We start from the raw sequence: 18,374 nt of genomic DNA on the forward strand, positions 1-18,374 counted from the left end.
TCCGGCGCGCGCCGCGGGTGCTAGCAAAGTCACGAATTTGACGCGTCCAATAATACGCCAGCCACGTCAATACAACTACGTGCGCGCGCGATTCTTGTTTGTGAACATACGCTAACGTTCCTATGGACTTTTCGCAGCGTCATGCCCGCGCTAGTACCATTGTTTCGTTATAGGCACGTCCGTCAAGGGAGCTTGCATGCCCAAACGCAGGAACGAAACCCCCCAGAACCGCACCAGCGACTACTCCCGTGCGGAGGCAATGGAGCGCTACTCCGGAGCCCGTCGCAAGCGCGGTCGCCGCAAGGGTCTCAAGGTGTTCCTCATCGTTCTTGGTGTTGTCGCCGTTCTTGCCTCCACCGCAGCCTGGGCCCTCATGACGCGCATCTCGGGCAGCTTTGGCATGGCAAGCGACTCCGCCCTTCACGGTACCCTCACGGAGGCTAGCTCGGGCGATCCGTTCTACATGGTCCTCATCGGCATCGATAAGGACGAGTACCGTTCCGGAAGCAACGAGTATGGCTCCGCCGAGAGCGCCTATCGCACGGACTCCATCCTCCTCGCCCGCGTCGACCCGACGGAGAAGCAGGTAACGCTCGTCTCGATTCACCGCGACACGCTCGTGGACTTCGGCACCTACGGCAAGCAGAAGATCAACTCCGCCTACTCCATCGGCGCCGAGCGCAAGGAATCAGGCGAGCAGAACGTCTCCGGCGCGTCCTACACCGTCGAGACCATCTCCAAGTTCGCGGGCGTTCCCATCTCCCACTATGCGGAGATTGACCTCGACCAGTTCATCTCCGTCGTCGACACGATCGGCGGCATCGAGGTCAACGTCCCGGTCGACGTCTATGACCCGCAGTACACCGGCGCGGACATCAAGGCCGGCCAGCAGACCCTGAACGGCGACCAGGCGCTCAAGCTCTGCCGCGCGCGCCACGCCTATGACAAGTACGGCGACGGCGACGTCTACCGTGCCGCCAACCAGCGCATGGTCATCGGCGCCATCCTGAGAAAGATTCTCGCGAGCGACCCGGCAACCATAGCCTCCACGGTCACCACGCTTGCGGATTCCGTCTCGACCGACCTCTCCGTGGCAGACATCCTGTCTCTCGCCACGCAGTTCCAAGGCTTCAACATGGATACCGACATGTTCAGCGGCATGGAGCCCACCAACTCCAAGTACGTGAACGACACCTGGTATGAGATCTGCGACACCCAGGCTTGGCAGAAGATGATGACCCGCGTGAACCAGGGCCTCTCCCCCTACGAGAGCGAGGACGAGGACACTGCGCTGGGCATCGCTGGTGCTGGTACCGCCACGAAGAACTCTGACGGCAGCGCGGCCGCTTCCTCCTCTGACAGCAGCGGTGAATCCGCAGAAACCGAGTACTCCGGTTCCGTCAAGGTGCTGAACGGCGCCGGCGTCTCGGGTCTTGCCGGCCGAGTTGCGTCCACGCTCTCGAATCACGGCTTTGACACGACTGCCGCCACGGCGGACTCCTTCGACTACTCATCAACCCGTATCATCTACGTAGGCGATGGCAACCGTGCCAAGGCCGAGGCGGTCGCTGACACGCTTGGCCTCTCGAACGTCGTCGCCGATGACGGCACGTACGCTGGCGAGGCTGACGTCATCGTGGTACTCGGCGCGGACATGGCCAACAACTAGCAGCTTTGGTCGCCAAAGGAGAGCGCTATGTCGCCCAGGCGCGAGCACAGGCAGATGAGCGAGGAAGAGCAGCGCGCTAGGGGCGCTGCGGCCCAAGGCCGTCATGCCGAGGGCACGTTTCAGTCTGGGTCGCGCTTTTCGCGCGGCAACGCGACACCCACGCACCAGGCGGGCTATCAGCCGAGCTCGCAAGCCGGCTATCAGGACGCAGGTCAGCCCTCGCGCACGTCCGGCTCGCAGACCACGCGCCAGCCGTACTCTGCCGGTGACCCCCATGCTCGCACGCCGCGGGCTGAGCAACCGCACACCGTCACGCACTCGCAGGCGGAGGACGTGAACCGCTACCGCCAGATGCGTCAGGAGCGCGACAACGGAGGCATCCTGCGCAGACGCCGTCACGCAGGCGGCCCGGATTGGGCACGCAACGACTACAGCGACCCGCAGAGCGGCTATGGCGAGCAGGCTGGCGGGACAGGTTTCCCCCAGCGGCGCGAGTTCAATCCACGCCGTGCGCTCAAGATCACAAAGCGCGTGCTTCTTGGCGCGCTTGCGGCACTTCTCGCCTTTGCCGTTCTCATCACGGTGCGCATGAACCTCGGCGTGTCGCTCGAGACGCGCCTCGCGCTCAGGCCCGTCCTCCCGGGTCAGCCCTTCTACATGTTGCTCGTTGGTACGGATAAGGACGCATACCGCGAAGAGACCGGAGCGACGGGCGGCGTATATCGCACGGATTCGATCATCCTCGCTCGCGTCGACCCCATCGCGGCGAAGCTCACGCTCATCTCCATCCAACGCGACACGTGCGTCAATCTCGGCGGAGACTACGGAGAGCAAAAGATCAACGCCGCCTATACCTACGGCGGGCCACCCATGCTCATCAAGGCCGTATCAGATCTTGCGGGTGTTCCCATCTCGCATTATGCCGAGATTGACCTCGACCAGTTCATCTCCGTGGTGGACGCCATCGGCGGCATTACGGTAAACGTGCCGGTTGACGTGTATGACCCCGACTACACCGGCGCGGATATCAAGGCCGGTGTTCAGGAGCTCAACGGTGACGACGCACTCAAGCTCTGCCGCGCGCGCCATGCCTATGACCAGTACGGCGCCGGCGACTACTTCCGCACGGCGAATCAGCGCATGGTGCTTGGCGCGATTCTCAAGAAGTCCCTCTCAGGCAACCCGTTCATGCTGCTGGCGACCCTAAACGCAGGATCTGCAAGCGTAAATACGGATCTTACGGGCTTCGACCTGTTGTTCCTCGGCGCGCGCTTCGCTGGCTTCGATATGGCGGAGAATCTCTATTCTGCACTCGAGCCCACGGTGTCGAGCTACGAGAACGCCGTCTGGTACGAGCGCGTCAACCAGGATGCCTGGGCCGAAATGATGGACCGCGTCGGCCGAGGCCTGCCGCCCTACGCTGACGGCGCGCAAGACCCCACCTCCGGCATCGCCGCCGGCATCGTGGAATAAGGGAGCGCCCGCCGCGAGGCGCGGTCGAGCCATACGAGAAGCCGCCCGGGAGACGCGTCCACACCATTAATACGCCGTTGCCGCGCCTCAGCCCGCTCGAACGCGGAGAACTCGTACTGCAGCGCCGCCGGGAGTATCGCCTGACAACAAATTCTAGATTCTGCGGCTCGATTTCGAGTTTTCACCCCAGCTGGCAAACGCTCAACTGGGGTTTTATTTGTGGTGCTCGTAGTCTCATATCTGTTTTTGGGCTCAGAACCGCAATATCCAGCCGCAGAATCTCAAATATGTTGTACGCCCCACTTGCAAACCCGCACAAACAGGTCCGCAATCAACCCTACAAGCACCCAATTCCCAAAGCGCAAGCCGGATCCAGCCAGACAACCACTAAAAAAGAAGCCCGCAACCCGGACCCACGAGCGTCCGAGCCGCGAGCTATGCTGCAACGCAAAGCGAGGCCGGGTCGGGTGGCCCGGCGCGAAAGGCTAAGGGAGATCGCGAAGCGATATGTCCTTTCGCAGAGTGGCCACCCGACCCGGCCGTTCAGGTCTAAACGTTAAAGCGGAAGTGCATCACGTCGCCGTCAGCCACGACGTAGTCCTTGCCCTCCATTCGGAGCCTTCCCGCCGCCTTGCAACCAGCCTCGCCGCCGAGGGTAACGTAGTCCTCATAGCTAGCGACCTCGGCCTTAATGAAGCCGCGCTCGAAATCCGAGTGAATGACACCAGCAGCCTGAGGAGCCTTGGCGCCGACGGGAATCGTCCACGCCTTGACCTCCATCTCGCCAGCGGTGAAGTAGCTCTGGAGACCCAGAAGCTTGTAGGCCGCCTGGGCAAGCACGTCGAGGCCCGGCTGCTCAAGGCCGAGGCTCTCGAGATACTCCGCAGCCTCCTCAGCATCGAGGTCGCAAAGCTCGGCCTCGACCTTCGCACAGATGGGGATGGGCGTGACGCCATCGATGGGCGCGAAATCGTCGCCAAGCATATCCTCATCGACGTTAGCGACGTAGAGGATCGGCTTCATCGTGAGCAGGAAGAGACCCTTCGCGGCAACGCGCTCCTCGTCCGTCATCTCCATAGTGGAGGCACGGTTGCCCTCGTTCAGCCAATCAACGAGACGCTTGGCCACATTGAACTTGGGCATGAGCTCCTTGTCACGCTTCGACTCCTTCTCGAGCTTGGGGAGCTGCTTCTCGAGCGTGCCGAGGTCTGCCAGGATGAGCTCGGTCATGATGGTGTCCGCGTCGCCCGCCGGATCGACGAAATCAGCCGTGCGGCCAACCTCGCGCATGACGTTGGGATCCTTGAAGTAGCGAACGACCTCGCAGATGGCATCGGTCTCGCGGATGTTTGCGAGGAACTGGTTGCCGAGGCCCTCTCCCTCGCTCGCGCCCTTCACGAGACCGGCGATGTCAACAAACTCGACCGCCGCAGGCACAATGCGGCCCGGATGCACGATGTCCGCGAGCTTCTGAAGACGCGAATCCGGCACGTCGACGATGCCGACGTTGGGGTCAATCGTGGCGAAGGGGTAGTTTGCCGCCAGGCCACCCTTCTTGGTGAGTGCGGTGAAGAGGGTCGACTTGCCGACGTTGGGGAGTCCCACGATGCCGATTGAAAGTGCCACGTTTGATCCTTCCGTGCTTTCCGAGGCGAAGCCTCGAGGTTTGGTGTCGCTCGGCGCGGGCGCAGGGCCACGCGCCGGAGTGTACTAGTTATCCGTGTCGAGCTTCTCGAGGATGTCGAGGCCGCGCCTGAGCTGGGCCATACCCTGTTTCTTGAGCTTCTCCATCTCGGCCTTTTGCTCGGCCTGGCGCTTCTTGCGCTCGACTTCTTCCTTATCGGGAACGACGAGCTCCGCGCCTTCGTATTTCTCCCAGGTAAGGGCATGTTCGCCGCAAGCCTTGAGGCAGGCGCCGCACTCGATGCAGTAGGCGCTCTCGACCTTGAAGATGCCGTTCTCCGCAAGCTCGCACGCACGCGTGGGGCAAACGTCGACGCAGTCGCCGCAGAGGTTGCAGCGCTCAGGGTCGCAGGTGGGGCGCTGCGGAGAAAGACGGACGGCGAGCTTGGGGTGGCGCTGGAGCGTCGTCATGACAAGCTGGCGGCGCTGAGTAAGCACGCGGCGGCGCTGAGTGGGCGCCGGGGCGGCGCCACCCTCGACCGCATGGGTGATGGCATTGATGCGACGGGTGTTCTCGTCAAGCTTCTGCTTGATGGTGCGAGCGGCAGCAAGGGCGGGGTTGGCGGCGCCAAGGGCGGCCATGCCCTGCTTGCTCATGCTCTCGAGGAACTCCTTGCGCTCGAAATCGTGGTTCTTGGTGTAGTCGAGGTCCTTCTCGTCCACCTCGAGGCCGATGCCCTTGCCAGAGAGTTGCTCGGCGAGCTCGATCTGGGAGCCGAGCATCTCCTCGCCCGTGGTGTTGCGACAACGGTCGCAGATGCCGAGGGGCAGGTAGACGCTCACGTTCTTGTAGTCCGCAAGGATGGCGAACCAGACCTCGGCGGGTACGTCACCGATGCACGGCAGGACGACCTCGTTCTCCTGCGGCATGCGGCCGATGGCGCGCGTGCAGGTGACATACGCGTGCTCGTAGGCGCTCGCCGCGCGGACGATGCGCTCGTAGAGGCGGCGCGGGTTGATCTGGGGCGAGGTGAAGGAGCCGGCAGGGCAGGCCGTCACGCACAGGCCGCACTTACGGCAACTGTCGAGGACCTCGATCGAGCCCTCGGAGAAATCAATCGCCTTGACCGGACAGACGTCCGCGCAGGCATGGCAGAGCTTGGTACTCTTACCCTGGCAAGCGATGCAGCTGTTCACGTTGGCGCGGGGGCGGTCCTTGTAGTCAGACGGGTTCCACGTCTCGACTTCCTCGGGATTCGCCGCGAGGGCGTTCGTGATGTCTTCGACTGGATTGGAAAGCGACTGCCAGTCATTCTTGATGTCGATGAACTCATCGAGCAGGTCGCGCTTCTCGGCCATGTCTCTCCCCTCGCAACCACACCGCTCCCCAGCGGCACAACTGTTTAATCATACCCAAGAACAGCTGAGGATGCCCCTCCGTAAAGGACATCCTCAGCGTCAACAGCTCAATCTATGCGCATTGCCGAACAGCAGAGGCCCCAAGCCTTGCCGTAGCAAACAACCAAGCGCAGCCAGCTCAAGCCGTACGCATCGGCGGCGTAAACAGCAGAAGCCCCGACACCGGTGTTGCTAAGCAGCTCAAGCCGTACGCATCGCTAAACAGCAGAGGCCCCGGGCCTTGCCGTAGCAAACATTCCGCAGCGCCAAAGGCGCGAGGACATTTGCGAGGCAAGGCCCGGGGCCTCGTCAGGTGGTTAGCCGATCGGGCTTAGTACATGCCGGGGCCGCCAGCCTGGGAGGCAGCAGCGGTGATGGCCTCCTCGATGGTCTTGTCCTTGTGCTCGTCGGAAACCGTGGCCTCGGTGATGAGGATCAAGCCAGCGACGGAGGCGGCGTTCTGGAGGGTCACGCGGGAAACCTTGACCGGGTCAAGGACGCCCATCTCAATCATGTTGCCCCACTCGCCGTTGGCGGAGTTGAGGCCCTCGCCGGCAGCCAGGCCCTTGATCTTCTCGACCACGACGGAGCCCTCGTAACCAGCGTTCTCGGCAATCTTCTTGACCGGGGCAGTCAGAGCCTTGCGGACGATCTCGACACCGATCTTCTCCTCGTCGGTGGCATCAATCTGGTCGAGAGCCGGCAGAGCCTCGAGGAACGCGACGCCGCCGCCGGCGACGATGCCCTCCTCAACAGCAGCGCGGGTAGCCTGGAGGGCGTCCTCGATGCGGTGCTTGATCTCCTTGAGCTCGACCTCGGTGGCAGCGCCAACCTTGATCACGGCAACGCCGCCGGAGAGCTTGGCGAGACGCTCCTGGAGCTTCTCACGGTCAAACTCGGAATCGGTGTGCTCGATCTCACCCTTGATCTGGGCGACGCGCTCGTCGATGGCCTCCCTGGAGCCAGCGCCAGAGACGATGGTGGTGGTGTCCTTGGTAATCTTGACGGCCTTGGCGCGACCGAGCATCTCAGCGGTGGTGTCGGAGATCTTGATGCCGAGCTCCTCCATGGCGACCTGACCGCCAGTGAGGACGGCGATGTCCTCGAGCATGCGCTTGCGACGATCGCCATAGCCCGGGGCCTTCACGGCGGCGACCTTCAGGGTGCCGCGGAGCTTGTTGAGGATCAGGGTGGCGAGAGCCTCGCCGTCGACGTCCTCGCACACGATGAGGAGGGAGGAGCCGGACTTCTGGACGGCCTCGAGGACCGGGAGGATGTCCTGGATGTTGGAGATCTTCTGATCAGACATCAGGATGTAGGGGTTCTCGAGCTCGGCGACCATGGCAGAGTTGTCGGTCGCGAAGTACGGGGAGATGTAACCCTTGTCGAACTGCATGCCCTCGACGGTGTCGACAGAGATGCCGAAGTTGGTCTTGTCCTCGTCAACGGTGATGACGCCGTCCTTGCCCACGACCTCCATGGCGTCGGCGATCTTCTGGCCAACCTGCGGGTCAGAGGCTGAGATGGTGCCGACGGAAGCGATCTGCTCCTTGGTGTCGACGTTCTTGGCGGAGGCCTTCATGGAGTCGACGACGGCGGTGACGGCCTTGTCGACGCCGCGACGGATGGCCAGCGGATCAGCACCGGCGGCGACGTTGCGGAGGCCCTCGTTCACGATGACCTGGGCGAGGAGCGTAGCGGTGGTGGTGCCGTCACCCACGGTGTCGTTGGTCTTGGTGGCGACCTCCTTCACGAGCTGAGCACCCATGTTCTCGACGGGATCCTTGAGCTCGATCTCCTTGGCGACGGAGACGCCGTCATTGGTGATCGTGGGGGCACCGAAGTTGCGCTCGAGGGCGACGTAGCGGCCCTTGGGGCCCATGGTGGCGGTAACGGCATCAGCCAGGGTGTTGACGCCCTTGGCGAGCTTGGCACGAGCATCGGTGCCGAACGTAATGTTCTTGGCCATTGGTGGCTTCCTTTCGAGTTGACCGCGCTTCGCCGAGTCTTGGCACGCGCGGTTGAAGTTTCATGGAATGCGGGCATTGCCCGCGAAAGAGCTAGGCCTCGATGACGGCGTAGATGTCATCAGCGCGGAGAAGCAGGTAATCCTCGCCGTCGACCTTGACGTCGCTGCCGCCGAACTTGCCGTAGTAGACCTCGTCGCCAACCTTGACGTCCAGGGCGATGCGCTCGCCATGGTCAGTGAACTTGCCAGCGCCGACGGCGATGACCTCGCCCTTCTGCGGCTTCTCCTGGGCACCGCTGGAGATGTAGAGGCCGGTCGAGGTCTTCTCCTCCTTGGGAGCGGGCTTGACCAGGACGCGGTCACCGAGCGGCTTGAGAGTCGTCATATCCAAGAACCTCCTTCTGGGCGCCCTTCTGGGCGCACGAATATCCAACGTGCGATTGCGATTCCGCATCGCCAATTCCAACGTTGAGAATGATACCCAGACAATCCAACTTATACCAGACGGATTGAAAAAATCTTCTGCGAACGCGCTTAGATTTTGTGATAGCGGCTCGAGTAAAGAACGTGAGCGCCCCTATGCAGGGAAAATGCTGCCTTGCAATCAAATTTGGCAAATCCGCGAACGGTAATTGCCTTGGCGCGATTAATGAATTAGGACCCCGCACGTCAGCCTCGTTCAGCCCGTTTTATGCGTCAAAGCAGAAGCTCGATGAGAGGCCGTAGATTGCTTGCCAAACATCGAGGCAGATGTGCTGTAGACACCCACGCTGACAATTTCATATGCACTGTCTACAGACAAAACGCCGTCTCGGACGGACGATATCGGCAGGCCGAAAGGAGTGAGCCATGAGAAACCTCACCCGCATTGACCGCGATGGCGTCAAAGTGCCCAGAAGCCCGATGGCAGCCATGGTGCGTACATCCCTAAGCGATTGCCTGAGCAGCAAGACGTTCATTGTCGTGCTCGTCCTCGCACAGGTGCTCTTCTTGCTCCCGGGACTCGTGGGCTATCCAACGCTCTCCGACCTGGCGATCGGCCAGGAGCAGGTCAACCAGACCCTGGAGATCCTGTTGACCGGAATGGAGGGCGGCGTCTACGACTCGGCACCGGACGCGCTCAAGGACATCAACGCGCGCGAGCTCGAAGCGCTCACGGCCGCCTCAAACGCGCCCTATCCGAGCAAAGAGTTCTTCATCGCCTACGCGCAGTATTACGACGTAGAGATCGAATGCGCGAAGCTCGGCCACACCGAGTCGACTCCAAGCCTGTACGCTCGCTCTGAACTCATCCATCGATTGGCCGGCCTTGAAAACCCCGAGGCATACGCCAGCGCGACAGAGATGCCGGCCGTGTACTATCTAGCATTTGTACTGGGCCTCATGCCGGGAATCATTCTGCTGCTGCCAGTGGCACTGCTCACGAGCGGTTCCCAAAGGAGGCTCGGAAGCAGAACTCTAGTCTCAATGGCGCCAGTCTCGCGAGCATCCAAGCGACTGGCATGCACCGCCGTTGCGTCCGCTCTGTCGTTTGCGTGCCTCGCGGCCATACTTCTCCCGGCAGCACTTCTCGCAGCGATAAGGAACGGCATCGGCGACTTTGCATACCCCGTAGTGAGCATCACCGATGGGGTCGTGAGCTCGAGCACCATCGGGGATGTGCTCGCGCAGGACGCCACGCTCATGACGTTTGCGTCGCTTATGGTAGTCGCACTCGTCGCGGCGGCAGAATCCGTCCGGGCACACTGCGGGTTGGGAGTTGCGTTCGCGTTGCTCGTCTGCCCCCTGATTCCCATTTACACGTCTCAGTCGTCGAGATGGAGAGCGGTCGCGCGGCATCTTCCCAGCTCATACATCTCGTGCGGAAGCGTCGTGGGACTGCCGGTCTATGCAAACGGACTTGATATCCGGGCGATTCCAGGCACCACGTGGGAGCTTGGGCTCGTGACGCTCTTCCTATTCGCGATCGCCCTCCTGGCAATCGCCCTCTTTACGGACATGGCTCGCGAACGCACGGCAACAAAGCAGCTAGCGAGGCGATTCTCATGATTGGCTTCCTCAACCTTTGTGCACGACGCGGAGACAGGCTTGTCCTGGACAACGCCAACATCGAAATACCCACCGGCACCGTCACGGGGCTCGTCGCCCCCAACGGAAGCGGCAAGACAACGCTGCTCGAGTCAATCTATGAGCCATGGAGCAGGCACGTCACATGCAAGATCGACGGCGGGAACACATCGGTCACACGCAATCCGAGCGCCGTCGAATGGAAAAGGGTCGTCTTCTACCTGCCGTCGCCATCCGTCCTGAGCCCGCGCGCCTCCGTTCGGCAGAACATCGAATTTGCCAGAGATTATTGGGGATCGCAGGTAGACGTTGCAAAGCTATCCTCCCGCCTTGGCATTGAGGGATTCCTCAATCTTCCCATCCGAAAGTGTTCGCAAGGAATGGCGCAGCTCGCCTCCATTGCCACCGCCATGGCAACAGGAGCAAACCTGCTCCTTTTCGACGAGCCCATGAGCGCGCTTGACCCCACCAATGTCGGAACCGTCACAAGAGCCATGCGGTCCTACGTGCGAACCGGCCGCTCGATCGTTCTGTCTAGCCACAACCTCGCAAACGTTGACCTTTCCTGCGACCGCGTCGCCTTCATCGTCAACAAGCAGGTTGAGCTTCACGACCGTATAAGAAACCGCACTGGTTCCTGCGCCGCCCGCTACCACGAGCTTTACGAAAAGGGAGGAAACGCACCAGCGCACTAAAGAGAACCGACAGGAGGAGCGAGCATGCTAAGCAGAACCAAAAAAGCCATGCTCACGCCCTAGCGGCTCTCATAACGACCTGGTAGAACCTAGCCGCCCGGCGATCATCGGGCGGCTTTCATTTCACAGCATCTTGGCACAGGTCAACAAGCTCGACGAGGGAATGGATGCCGAGCTTGCGATAGGCAGTTCGACGGGCGGAGTTGACGGCGCCGGGAGAGAGGCAGCGTTTGGAGCAAATCTCGGCGCCGTCGCAACCAGCGACCAGAAGCATTACCACATCTACCTCGGTTTCATTGAGTCCGCGACTCACGAGATAGGCAGACAGCCTGCGGCTCCGTCCCCCATCGGCGCTCATCCCGGCGCTGCTTGACGCCCACTCAAGTTCATCCCTCACCGAGAGAAAGAGCGAGACGGCCCCGGCAATTACGTACGCCCCAGAGACAAGGCCCGCAAGCATGGCACATGCCATAGCGGCCTCGTCATTCGAAATGAGCGCGAGAAGCGCCGGCAGACGAGGCACGAGCCATGACGAGTAGCCACCGAGAAGCATTCCCAACCCAAGACACGAGAATGCCAGCACTGGGGTGCGCAGGAGCCACACCCCATGGCCGGCGAGCCGGACAACGACCATGGTCAATGTGAGAATCAGAGCAAGTAGCGGAATAAGCCCCAGCAACCACCCCACAAAACAGATTGACGGCGCCACGCGAAGAGCAGTGCGCGACATGCCACCTCCGGGACTCACAAACCCATAAAACACCAGGCAGAGACTCAGCAATATCACTGCCACGTAATCCGTAGCCCAGTCTTGGCCGAGCGCCCAGTCCACCACTACGGCAATGCAAATCACCGCGAGAAGCAGAATGTGCCACGAGCGAGAGGCCTCGTCACCCGCATGGTGCGGCTTATCCATGGGCGTCCCGGCTCGCAACTCGTCAATCGATGCCACGCGCAGTTTGTCTAACGCACGCGACTGCAAATTCCTCACCGTAGAGGCGCTAATCCCCATTTGAACGGCAACTTTGGCAGAGGAGAGCCCCACCAGGCGAAGCCGCAGAGCCTCAGACTCACGCGGCGACAGCCCAGAACCTTCAAACGCCGTTCCGATGCGCCCGGTATCCGCTATTTCCTCATCGCATTCCTCCGCCTTGCGCGCAGAAGAGGCGGCTCCAATGGCCATTACCGCCAACGAAAGCGCAAGTAGCACGAAAGGAACCGACATACCCCAAACCAGGGCACGACCAAGCACGGGAAAGAGCGAGCTGAGAAGCCACACAAGAAATAGTCCCGCGCAGTAGCCGCGGATTATCGAACGTGCCGAACAGGCCCGCAGACGCAATGCAATAGCTCCAAGGCCAAGAGTCACAACGGACCAGGCGATCGACGGCAGCAGCATGGCCAATCCACAGGAAGGCACCCCCGAACTCAGCGGCCGCATCCCCGGCATATTGCCCAGTCCACCCAGAGTGAACGCTCCTAGTAGCAGCTCGTCATCCGGCCCAGCTGCAGCGGCCGAAACTCTAACGAGCGTCCAGTTGGGCATGAGGCGGGCAGACAACCCAAGCAACGCGGCCGCAAGCAGCGCGCACCCCGCCGTCCACACACGCTCGCCGTGTTCGCCAGCGGAGAACTCAGCCGCGTCGACGGAGACCATATACCCGCAGGTAAACGAGGCAAGCGCTGCACACAAACAGACAACGCAGGACAGCGCCAGAGCACTGGAGACGCGTGGGGTGGAGCCCACGCTCTCCCATGAGAATCCAGCCGCTCCCCACCAGCAACCAGACAGGTAGGCGAGCATCGCCAACACACCGGCCACGGCAAGCACGCGCTCGTGCTCTCTGCGGATACGCGGCGCCATGCATCCCGCAAGCCCAGCCAAGGCCATCGCGGGCGTTAGCGTGGAGAACGCGAGCGATAGCCCATCGCAGGCAAACGGACTCGGCGGCGCAAGCACCTGAGGTGCCCCAACAAGCAGGGCAAGCCACTCAAGCGGCATGAAGGCCAAGAGACGGAGGCAAGGGTATGTCCGCCTCGCGCCCATTGGCTACTCCAGTCCGTCGAGCTCGCGCTGCCACAGCGCACAGACAGCATCGCTCGGCATGCGCAGGTCGCCGCGCGGGCTCACGGCCACGCTGCCGACCTTGGGGCCGTCCGGCAGGCAGCTGCGCTTGAACTGCTGCGAGAAGAAGCGCCAGTAGAACTTGCGCAGCCACTTCATGATCGTCTCGGCATCATAGGTGCCAACCGCGGCGTCATCGGCATCCGCGCCGCCGACGCGGCTGTCGGCGCTGCCGTCGCCGTGGCCGGCGCTGCCGTCGCTTCCGCCGTGGCCGCCGCGGTCGCCGGCAAAGGCCTCGAGCGCCAGGCGATAGACCTTCGCCGGACCAAAGCCGCAGCGCAGCACGTTATAGAGGAAGAAGTCATGGAGCTCATAGGGACCCACGAGGTCCTCGGTCTTCTGGGAGATCTTGCCGTCGCCCGTAGCGGGCAGGAGCTCCGGCGAGACCGGCGTGTCGAGCACGTCATCGAGCACGGCGGCAAGCGCGGTGTCGCCCTTCGCACGGGCCTCGTCGGCGACGTAGCGCACGAGGTGGCGCACGAGCGTCTTGGGCACGCCGGCGTTCACGCCGTACATGCTCATGTGATCCGCGTTGTAGGTGGCCCAACCGAGGGCGAGCTCGGAGAGGTCGCCCGTGCCGACCACAAGGCCGCCCTCCCTGTTCGCGACGTCCATGAGAATCTGAGTGCGCTCGCGGGCCTGCGCGTTCTCGTAGGTCACGGAGTGGTCAGCCTCGTCATGGCCGATGTCCGCGAAGTGCTGGCGAACCGCCGCGGCGATGCTCACCTCGCGCAGCTCGCAGCCGAGCGCCTCGGACATGGCGCGGGCGTTATCGTGCGTGCGATCCGTGGTGCCAAAGCCGGGCATCGTGATGGCGAGGATGCCGGAACGATCGAGGCCGAGCAGGTCGAAGGCTCGAGCGCAGACGAGCAACGCCAGCGTGGAGTCGAGGCCGCCGGAGACGCCGATGACCGCGCGGGCGGAGTGGGTGTGGGAGAGGCGCTTCGCCAGGCCATGGGCCTGGATGGCAAAGATCGACTCGCAACGCTCGGCACGACGGGCGCGGTCTGCCGGGACGAAGGGGTGCGGATCCACGTAGCGCGCGTCGAGGGGTGTCTCGCGCGGCTCGAGCGAAAAGAGCGTGGTGACGTAGCCCGAAGCCATCGGGTCGACCTCGAACGTCGACATGCGCAGGCGGTCGTGGGCAATAAGGCCGAGGTCAACGACGGAAGTGGCACCGGTGCAGGCAGGGCCTTCGGCACGAACGAGCAGATTATCGTCAAGCGGCTTGGCCTCGCCGAGAACGCGGCCGTTCTCGGCGACGAGGCAGTGCCCGCCATAGACGACGTCCTGGGTCGACTCTCCCCAACCGGCGCTCGCGTAGGCGTAGGCGCAGATGAGACGGGCGCTCGTGGCGCTCACGAGGTCGCGGCGGTAGTCCGCCTTGCCCACGAGCTCGTTCGAGGCGGAGAGGTTGCAGATGAGCGTCGCGCCCGCCATGGCAGCGGCAGTGCTCGGCGGGTTGGGAACCCAGAGGTCCTCGCAGATCTCCGCTGCGACGACGAGCCCGGGCACGTCCTCGCACTCGAAGAGCTGCTCGGCGCCGAACGGCACCTCGTCGAAACCCGCGAAGCTCACGAGTGTCACGTCCTCAGGGCCGGCGGAGAAGCGCCTGCCCTCGTAGAACTCGCCATAGGTGGGGATGTTGCGCTTGGGCACGAGGCCGAGGAGCTCGCCGCGCGAGAGGATGGCGGCGCAGTTGTAGAGCTTGGAGGCGACACGCACCGGCACGCCCACGAGAACGAGGGCGTCTACCTCGGCCGTTTTGGCAGCAAAGGTCGCCAAGCCCTCCTCGGCGGCACGCAGCAGGGCGTCCTGCCAGAAGAGGTCCTCGCAGGTGTAGGATGTGATAGCGAGCTCAGGCAGCACGATAACCTGGGCATCGGAGGCGAGCATGGCCGCCGCGCACGACTCAACGTTGAACTCGACGTCCGCCACACGCACCGCCGGCGTCACCGCCGCAACCTTAATGAATCCGTCTCGCATCTCATACCTCCCAAAAGTTGACAAAGGGACAGTCCCTTTGTCAACTTTTCGCTATCGTCCCGCGGCCGATGCCGGTCAGTCTCTCGATCTGACGCACGGACAGGCCCGCATCCTTAAGGTCAAAGAGTAGCGCATTGCGGCGCGGTCGCTCCATCGCTTTGACGTCTCCCGGGGCAATATCGCCAAGGATACGCAGCGCGACCTCACGGGCCTCGGCATCTGTGACCCGCGAGCGCTGACCAAAGCGATAGTCGCCCCCACCCTGCGCCTGAAAGGCCCGGAAGCCCTCTCTGCCGCCGCAAAACTCGAGTATCAGCGAAACGGTCGTGATTCCCCGGACGTCCGACACATACTCGTGGTAGCTGCTCCACAAATACTCGTCCGCCGAACAAATGCCCGCCTTGGCAGGATTGTTGTGGATATAGCGCGCCGCCTGCAGCAGGTAGGCCTCGCTCCCAATCGGTTGGCTCTTGAACCTCTGCTGGAAGACGTGGCCGATATGACCCGTCTTCGCGTTGAAGCGTATGGCGTATCCCGTGATGAGTGACTTCATGAATTCGCTGAGGCGACCGCCCTGGTCCTCGAGGAGGAGATGCACGTGGTTGGACATGAGGCAGTAGGCGTGGACGAGCATGCCGCACTTCTCGGCCGCCGCAGCGACGAGCTCGAGAAACGCGCGATAGTCGCTTGCATCCTCGAACAGGTTTTGGCCGCCGTTCCCCCTCGCGACCACGTGATAGAAACCGGATTCTGACCTTGCGCGCGCAGCCCTCGGCATAAGAGTGCCTCCCCACCCGTCGATTAAGGTGAGGAGGCTTATACCCGTTCGCTTCGCAAAAAACCTGACAAAACGGCATCACTTTATGCAGGTAGAACGCCAAAAGTTGACAAAGGAAAGTTGACAAAGGGACTGTCCCTTTGTCAACTTTTACAGGCTCATGTTGGGGGTGGCGTCCATGGATGGGTCGGAGAACTCGCCGAGGTCGAACTTGCGCTTGGCCACGAGGGCGATCATCGCGGCGTTGTCGGTGCAGGCAGTGAGGGGCGGCACGGTGACACGCACGTGCATGCGGCCGAACTTGCGCTTGTATGCCTCGCGGAGCTGGGGGTTCGCCGCGACGCCGCCGCCGACGCAAAAGTCGCGAGCACCGGTCTTCGAGACGGCCTCGGCCGCCTTCGCCACCTGCACGTCAATGACCGCGGCCTCGAAGCTCGCCGCGAGGTCCGGCAGGTTGATGGCACGACCGGCGCGGTTCTCGTTGTTGATGTAGGTGATGACACTGGTCTTGAGGCCCGAGAGCGAGAAGCTGTAATCGCCGCTGTGCATCATCGCGCGCGGGAAGTGAATCGCCTTGCGGTTGCCCTTCTCGGCCAAGCGGCTGATGACGGGGCCACCCGGATAACCCAGGCCCAGCGCCTTGGCGACCTTGTCGAAGGCCTCGCCCACGGCGTCATCGATGGTCTGGCCGAGGACCTCGTAATCGCCCCAGTCGCGTACGTGGACGAGCATCGTATGGCCGCCCGAGACGAGGCTCGCCACGAAGGGCGGCTTGAGATCGGGTGTCTCGAAGAGGTTCGCAAAGAGGTGCCCCTCGAGGTGGTTCACACCAATAAGAGGCAGGACAGCGGCTGAGGCAAGGCCCTTGGCAAACGCGATGCCCACCACAAGCGCACCCACGAGACCCGGCCCCTGGGTGACGCCCACGGCGGCGAGGTCCGCCGGAACGAGCGTGTCGACGCCAAAGTGAGCGCCAGCCTTCGCCATCGTCTCTTCGTAGACGCCGACAATCGCCTCCGTGTGCTTACGGCTCGCGATCTCCGGAACCACGCCGCCAAAGCGCGCGTGGAAGTCGATCTGGGTGGCGACGACGTTGGCGACGATCTCGCCCGCGCCGTCAATGACGGCCATCGCGGTCTCGTCACAGCTGCTCTCGATAGCAAGGATCAGGGGGCCAGCGGCAGCGATTGCCTCGCGCGCGGCGTCGTCGCGCGGAGCGGCCACGATGGGCCACGGGCGGACGGAAGCGTGCGGATCGGGCGTGTCGTGGCGGCTTGGCGTCACGAGCGGAAGCTGCGCCTCCATGATGAGAGCGTCGTGACCCTGTCCATAATAGTTAGGCCTACGGCCGACCTCGGCATAGCCGAGACCCGCATAAAGCGCCTGAGCTGCTGCGTTATCAACGTCCACCTCAAGCACGGAGGTCGTGGCGCCCAGCATCTGCGCGTCATAGGTCACACGGGCGAGCAGCCTCGCAGCGATACCCTCGCGGCGACGCGAGGGGGCCACGGCGACGTTGTCGACCTGGATCTCTCCACCGGCGACGACACCTCCGGCATAACCCACGATGGAGCCCTCGTCATGGGCGACCCACCAAATGTGGCCGGGAAGCGCGAGGTCATCCGCAAACAGGTTCTCGCTCCAGGGCGTGTGGTTCGAATCGCCAAAGACCTCGAGCTCAAGCGCCGCGAGCGCCGCCGGGTCATTGGCGTTTGCCGGGCGAAGCTGGAGGTGACGGTCTGCGAGTGCGTCATCGCACCCCGTGGTGGTAACGGTTGCGGGAGAGGCGAGGCCGAGGCGCTTTGCCTCGTTCTCCTCGGCGTCGGAGAGACGCGTGTAGACGGGAAGTACGAGCGCGGGGTCACCGCTGTTTGCCGGCGCGGTGCTCTCGCCGTCAAACGCCCCAGCCGCCGCGGCGGCACGAATCAGGCCCTCGCCCACCGGATGCCAGGCATCCTCGCTCGCAAAACGCGCGAAGCCGGCCTCCTCATACTGGGCGCGGTACTTGGCAAGGCCGTCACCCGCGAGGATGATCTCCCCAGCGTCCGCGCGCTCCGCCCAAGCGGCAACGGCGTCCGCCGCCTTGACGACGGTCTCCACCTCAAACAGGCGCACGGGACCGCTCTCGTCAACCTGATACAGGCCGGGGTAGACCTCGCGACGCATGGCATCGCCAACAACACCCACGAGGCCGCGCACGCCAGACTTCCAGACGCCCCAGGCGACGGCATCGAGAGTCGAGGCGCCAAAGAGCGGGCGCTCGAGGCCGCAGGCAAGGCCCTTTGCAGTCGCGATGCCAATGCGCACCCCCGTAAAGCTGCCGGGGCCACGCCCCACGAGAACGCAATCCACATCCCCGCGCGTAAGGCCGGCACGCTCGAGCACGCCGGCGCACGTGTTCACAAGCTCCTCGTTCGCATGGCGACGGCACAGGTGATCGCCCGCGGCAAGCAGCTCGACGCGCTCGCCTTCGACGCGCCCAACGGCGCATGCGAGCATATCCGTCGAGGTATCGACGGCGAGAACGATGTGTGAAGATGCGGCTAGGCTCATGGGTTACGGCCCCTCTCGGCAGTGCGTTTAACCCATCA

12 protein-coding genes are annotated in these 18,374 nt (G+C 63.0%); 4 read left to right on the plus strand and 8 right to left on the minus strand.

Annotation, left to right across the window (positions count from 1 at the left end; all coding sequences use genetic code 11):
* Nucleotides 1-196: 196 nt before the first annotated feature.
* The gene (locus ABCN07_RS05595) at nt 197-1,669 is read left to right on the plus strand and encodes an LCP family protein (protein WP_343005768.1); all 1,473 of its coding nucleotides are present in this window, start codon (nt 197-199) and stop codon (nt 1,667-1,669) included.
* Between the two features lie 27 nt (nt 1,670-1,696).
* Nucleotides 1,697-3,142, plus strand: a complete 1,446-nt coding sequence (locus ABCN07_RS05600; RefSeq protein ID WP_343005769.1) for an LCP family protein — start codon at nt 1,697-1,699, stop codon at nt 3,140-3,142.
* 549 nt (nt 3,143-3,691) lie between these two features.
* On the opposite strand, the gene ychF is transcribed toward ABCN07_RS05600, so the two are convergent.
* The 4 genes from ychF to groES form a co-directional block, all read right to left on the minus strand.
* A complete protein-coding gene (ychF, locus tag ABCN07_RS05605) occupies nt 3,692-4,768 on the minus strand; it encodes a redox-regulated ATPase YchF (protein WP_343005770.1) in 1,077 nt (358 codons plus the stop codon).
* 84 nt (nt 4,769-4,852) lie between these two features.
* Nucleotides 4,853-6,124 (minus strand): 4Fe-4S ferredoxin, encoded by a 1,272-nt coding sequence (locus tag ABCN07_RS05610; RefSeq protein WP_343005771.1) that lies wholly within the window; start codon nt 6,122-6,124, stop codon nt 4,853-4,855.
* Between the two features lie 370 nt (nt 6,125-6,494).
* Nucleotides 6,495-8,132 carry a chaperonin GroEL gene (groL, locus tag ABCN07_RS05615; RefSeq protein ID WP_343005772.1) on the minus strand — a complete coding sequence of 546 codons (1,638 nt, stop codon included), beginning with the start codon at nt 8,130-8,132 and terminating at the stop codon, nt 6,495-6,497.
* A gap of 91 nt (nt 8,133-8,223) precedes the next feature.
* Complete coding sequence (gene groES / locus ABCN07_RS05620; protein ID WP_293815268.1) at nt 8,224-8,517, minus strand: co-chaperone GroES; 294 nt, start codon at nt 8,515-8,517, stop codon at nt 8,224-8,226.
* 464 nt (nt 8,518-8,981) lie between these two features.
* On the opposite strand from groES, the gene ABCN07_RS05625 reads away from it, so the two are divergent.
* Together ABCN07_RS05625 and ABCN07_RS05630 are read left to right on the plus strand one after the other, a co-directional pair.
* Nucleotides 8,982-10,181, plus strand: a complete 1,200-nt coding sequence (locus tag ABCN07_RS05625) for a hypothetical protein (protein WP_343005773.1) — start codon at nt 8,982-8,984, stop codon at nt 10,179-10,181.
* Nucleotides 10,178-10,894 carry an ABC transporter ATP-binding protein gene (locus ABCN07_RS05630; protein ID WP_343005774.1) on the plus strand — a complete coding sequence of 239 codons (717 nt, stop codon included), beginning with the start codon at nt 10,178-10,180 and terminating at the stop codon, nt 10,892-10,894. The genes ABCN07_RS05625 and ABCN07_RS05630 overlap by 4 nt, the downstream gene beginning before the upstream one ends.
* A gap of 118 nt (nt 10,895-11,012) precedes the next feature.
* Here the strand turns inward: ABCN07_RS05630 and ABCN07_RS05635 are convergent, their stop codons facing one another.
* The 4 genes from ABCN07_RS05635 to tsaD form a co-directional block, all read right to left on the minus strand.
* Nucleotides 11,013-12,293: a LuxR C-terminal-related transcriptional regulator gene (locus ABCN07_RS05635; protein ID WP_343005775.1), complete on the minus strand. Its 1,281-nt coding sequence runs from the start codon at nt 12,291-12,293 to the stop codon at nt 11,013-11,015.
* A 651-nt stretch (nt 12,294-12,944) separates the two neighbouring features.
* The gene (locus tag ABCN07_RS05640; RefSeq protein WP_343005776.1) at nt 12,945-15,005 is read right to left on the minus strand and encodes an NAD(+) synthase; all 2,061 of its coding nucleotides are present in this window, start codon (nt 15,003-15,005) and stop codon (nt 12,945-12,947) included.
* A gap of 40 nt (nt 15,006-15,045) precedes the next feature.
* Nucleotides 15,046-15,783 (minus strand): transposase, encoded by a 738-nt coding sequence (locus tag ABCN07_RS05645; RefSeq protein ID WP_343005777.1) that lies wholly within the window; start codon nt 15,781-15,783, stop codon nt 15,046-15,048.
* A gap of 150 nt (nt 15,784-15,933) precedes the next feature.
* Complete coding sequence (gene tsaD, locus ABCN07_RS05650) at nt 15,934-18,336, minus strand: tRNA (adenosine(37)-N6)-threonylcarbamoyltransferase complex transferase subunit TsaD (protein ID WP_343005778.1); 2,403 nt, start codon at nt 18,334-18,336, stop codon at nt 15,934-15,936.
* Between the last annotated feature and the right edge of the window lie 38 nt (nt 18,337-18,374).

Origin of the sequence: Collinsella sp. 1033st1_E11_1033SCRN_220408, from assembly GCF_039062465.1 — a bacterium.
Taxonomy (GTDB): domain Bacteria; phylum Actinomycetota; class Coriobacteriia; order Coriobacteriales; family Atopobiaceae; genus Parolsenella.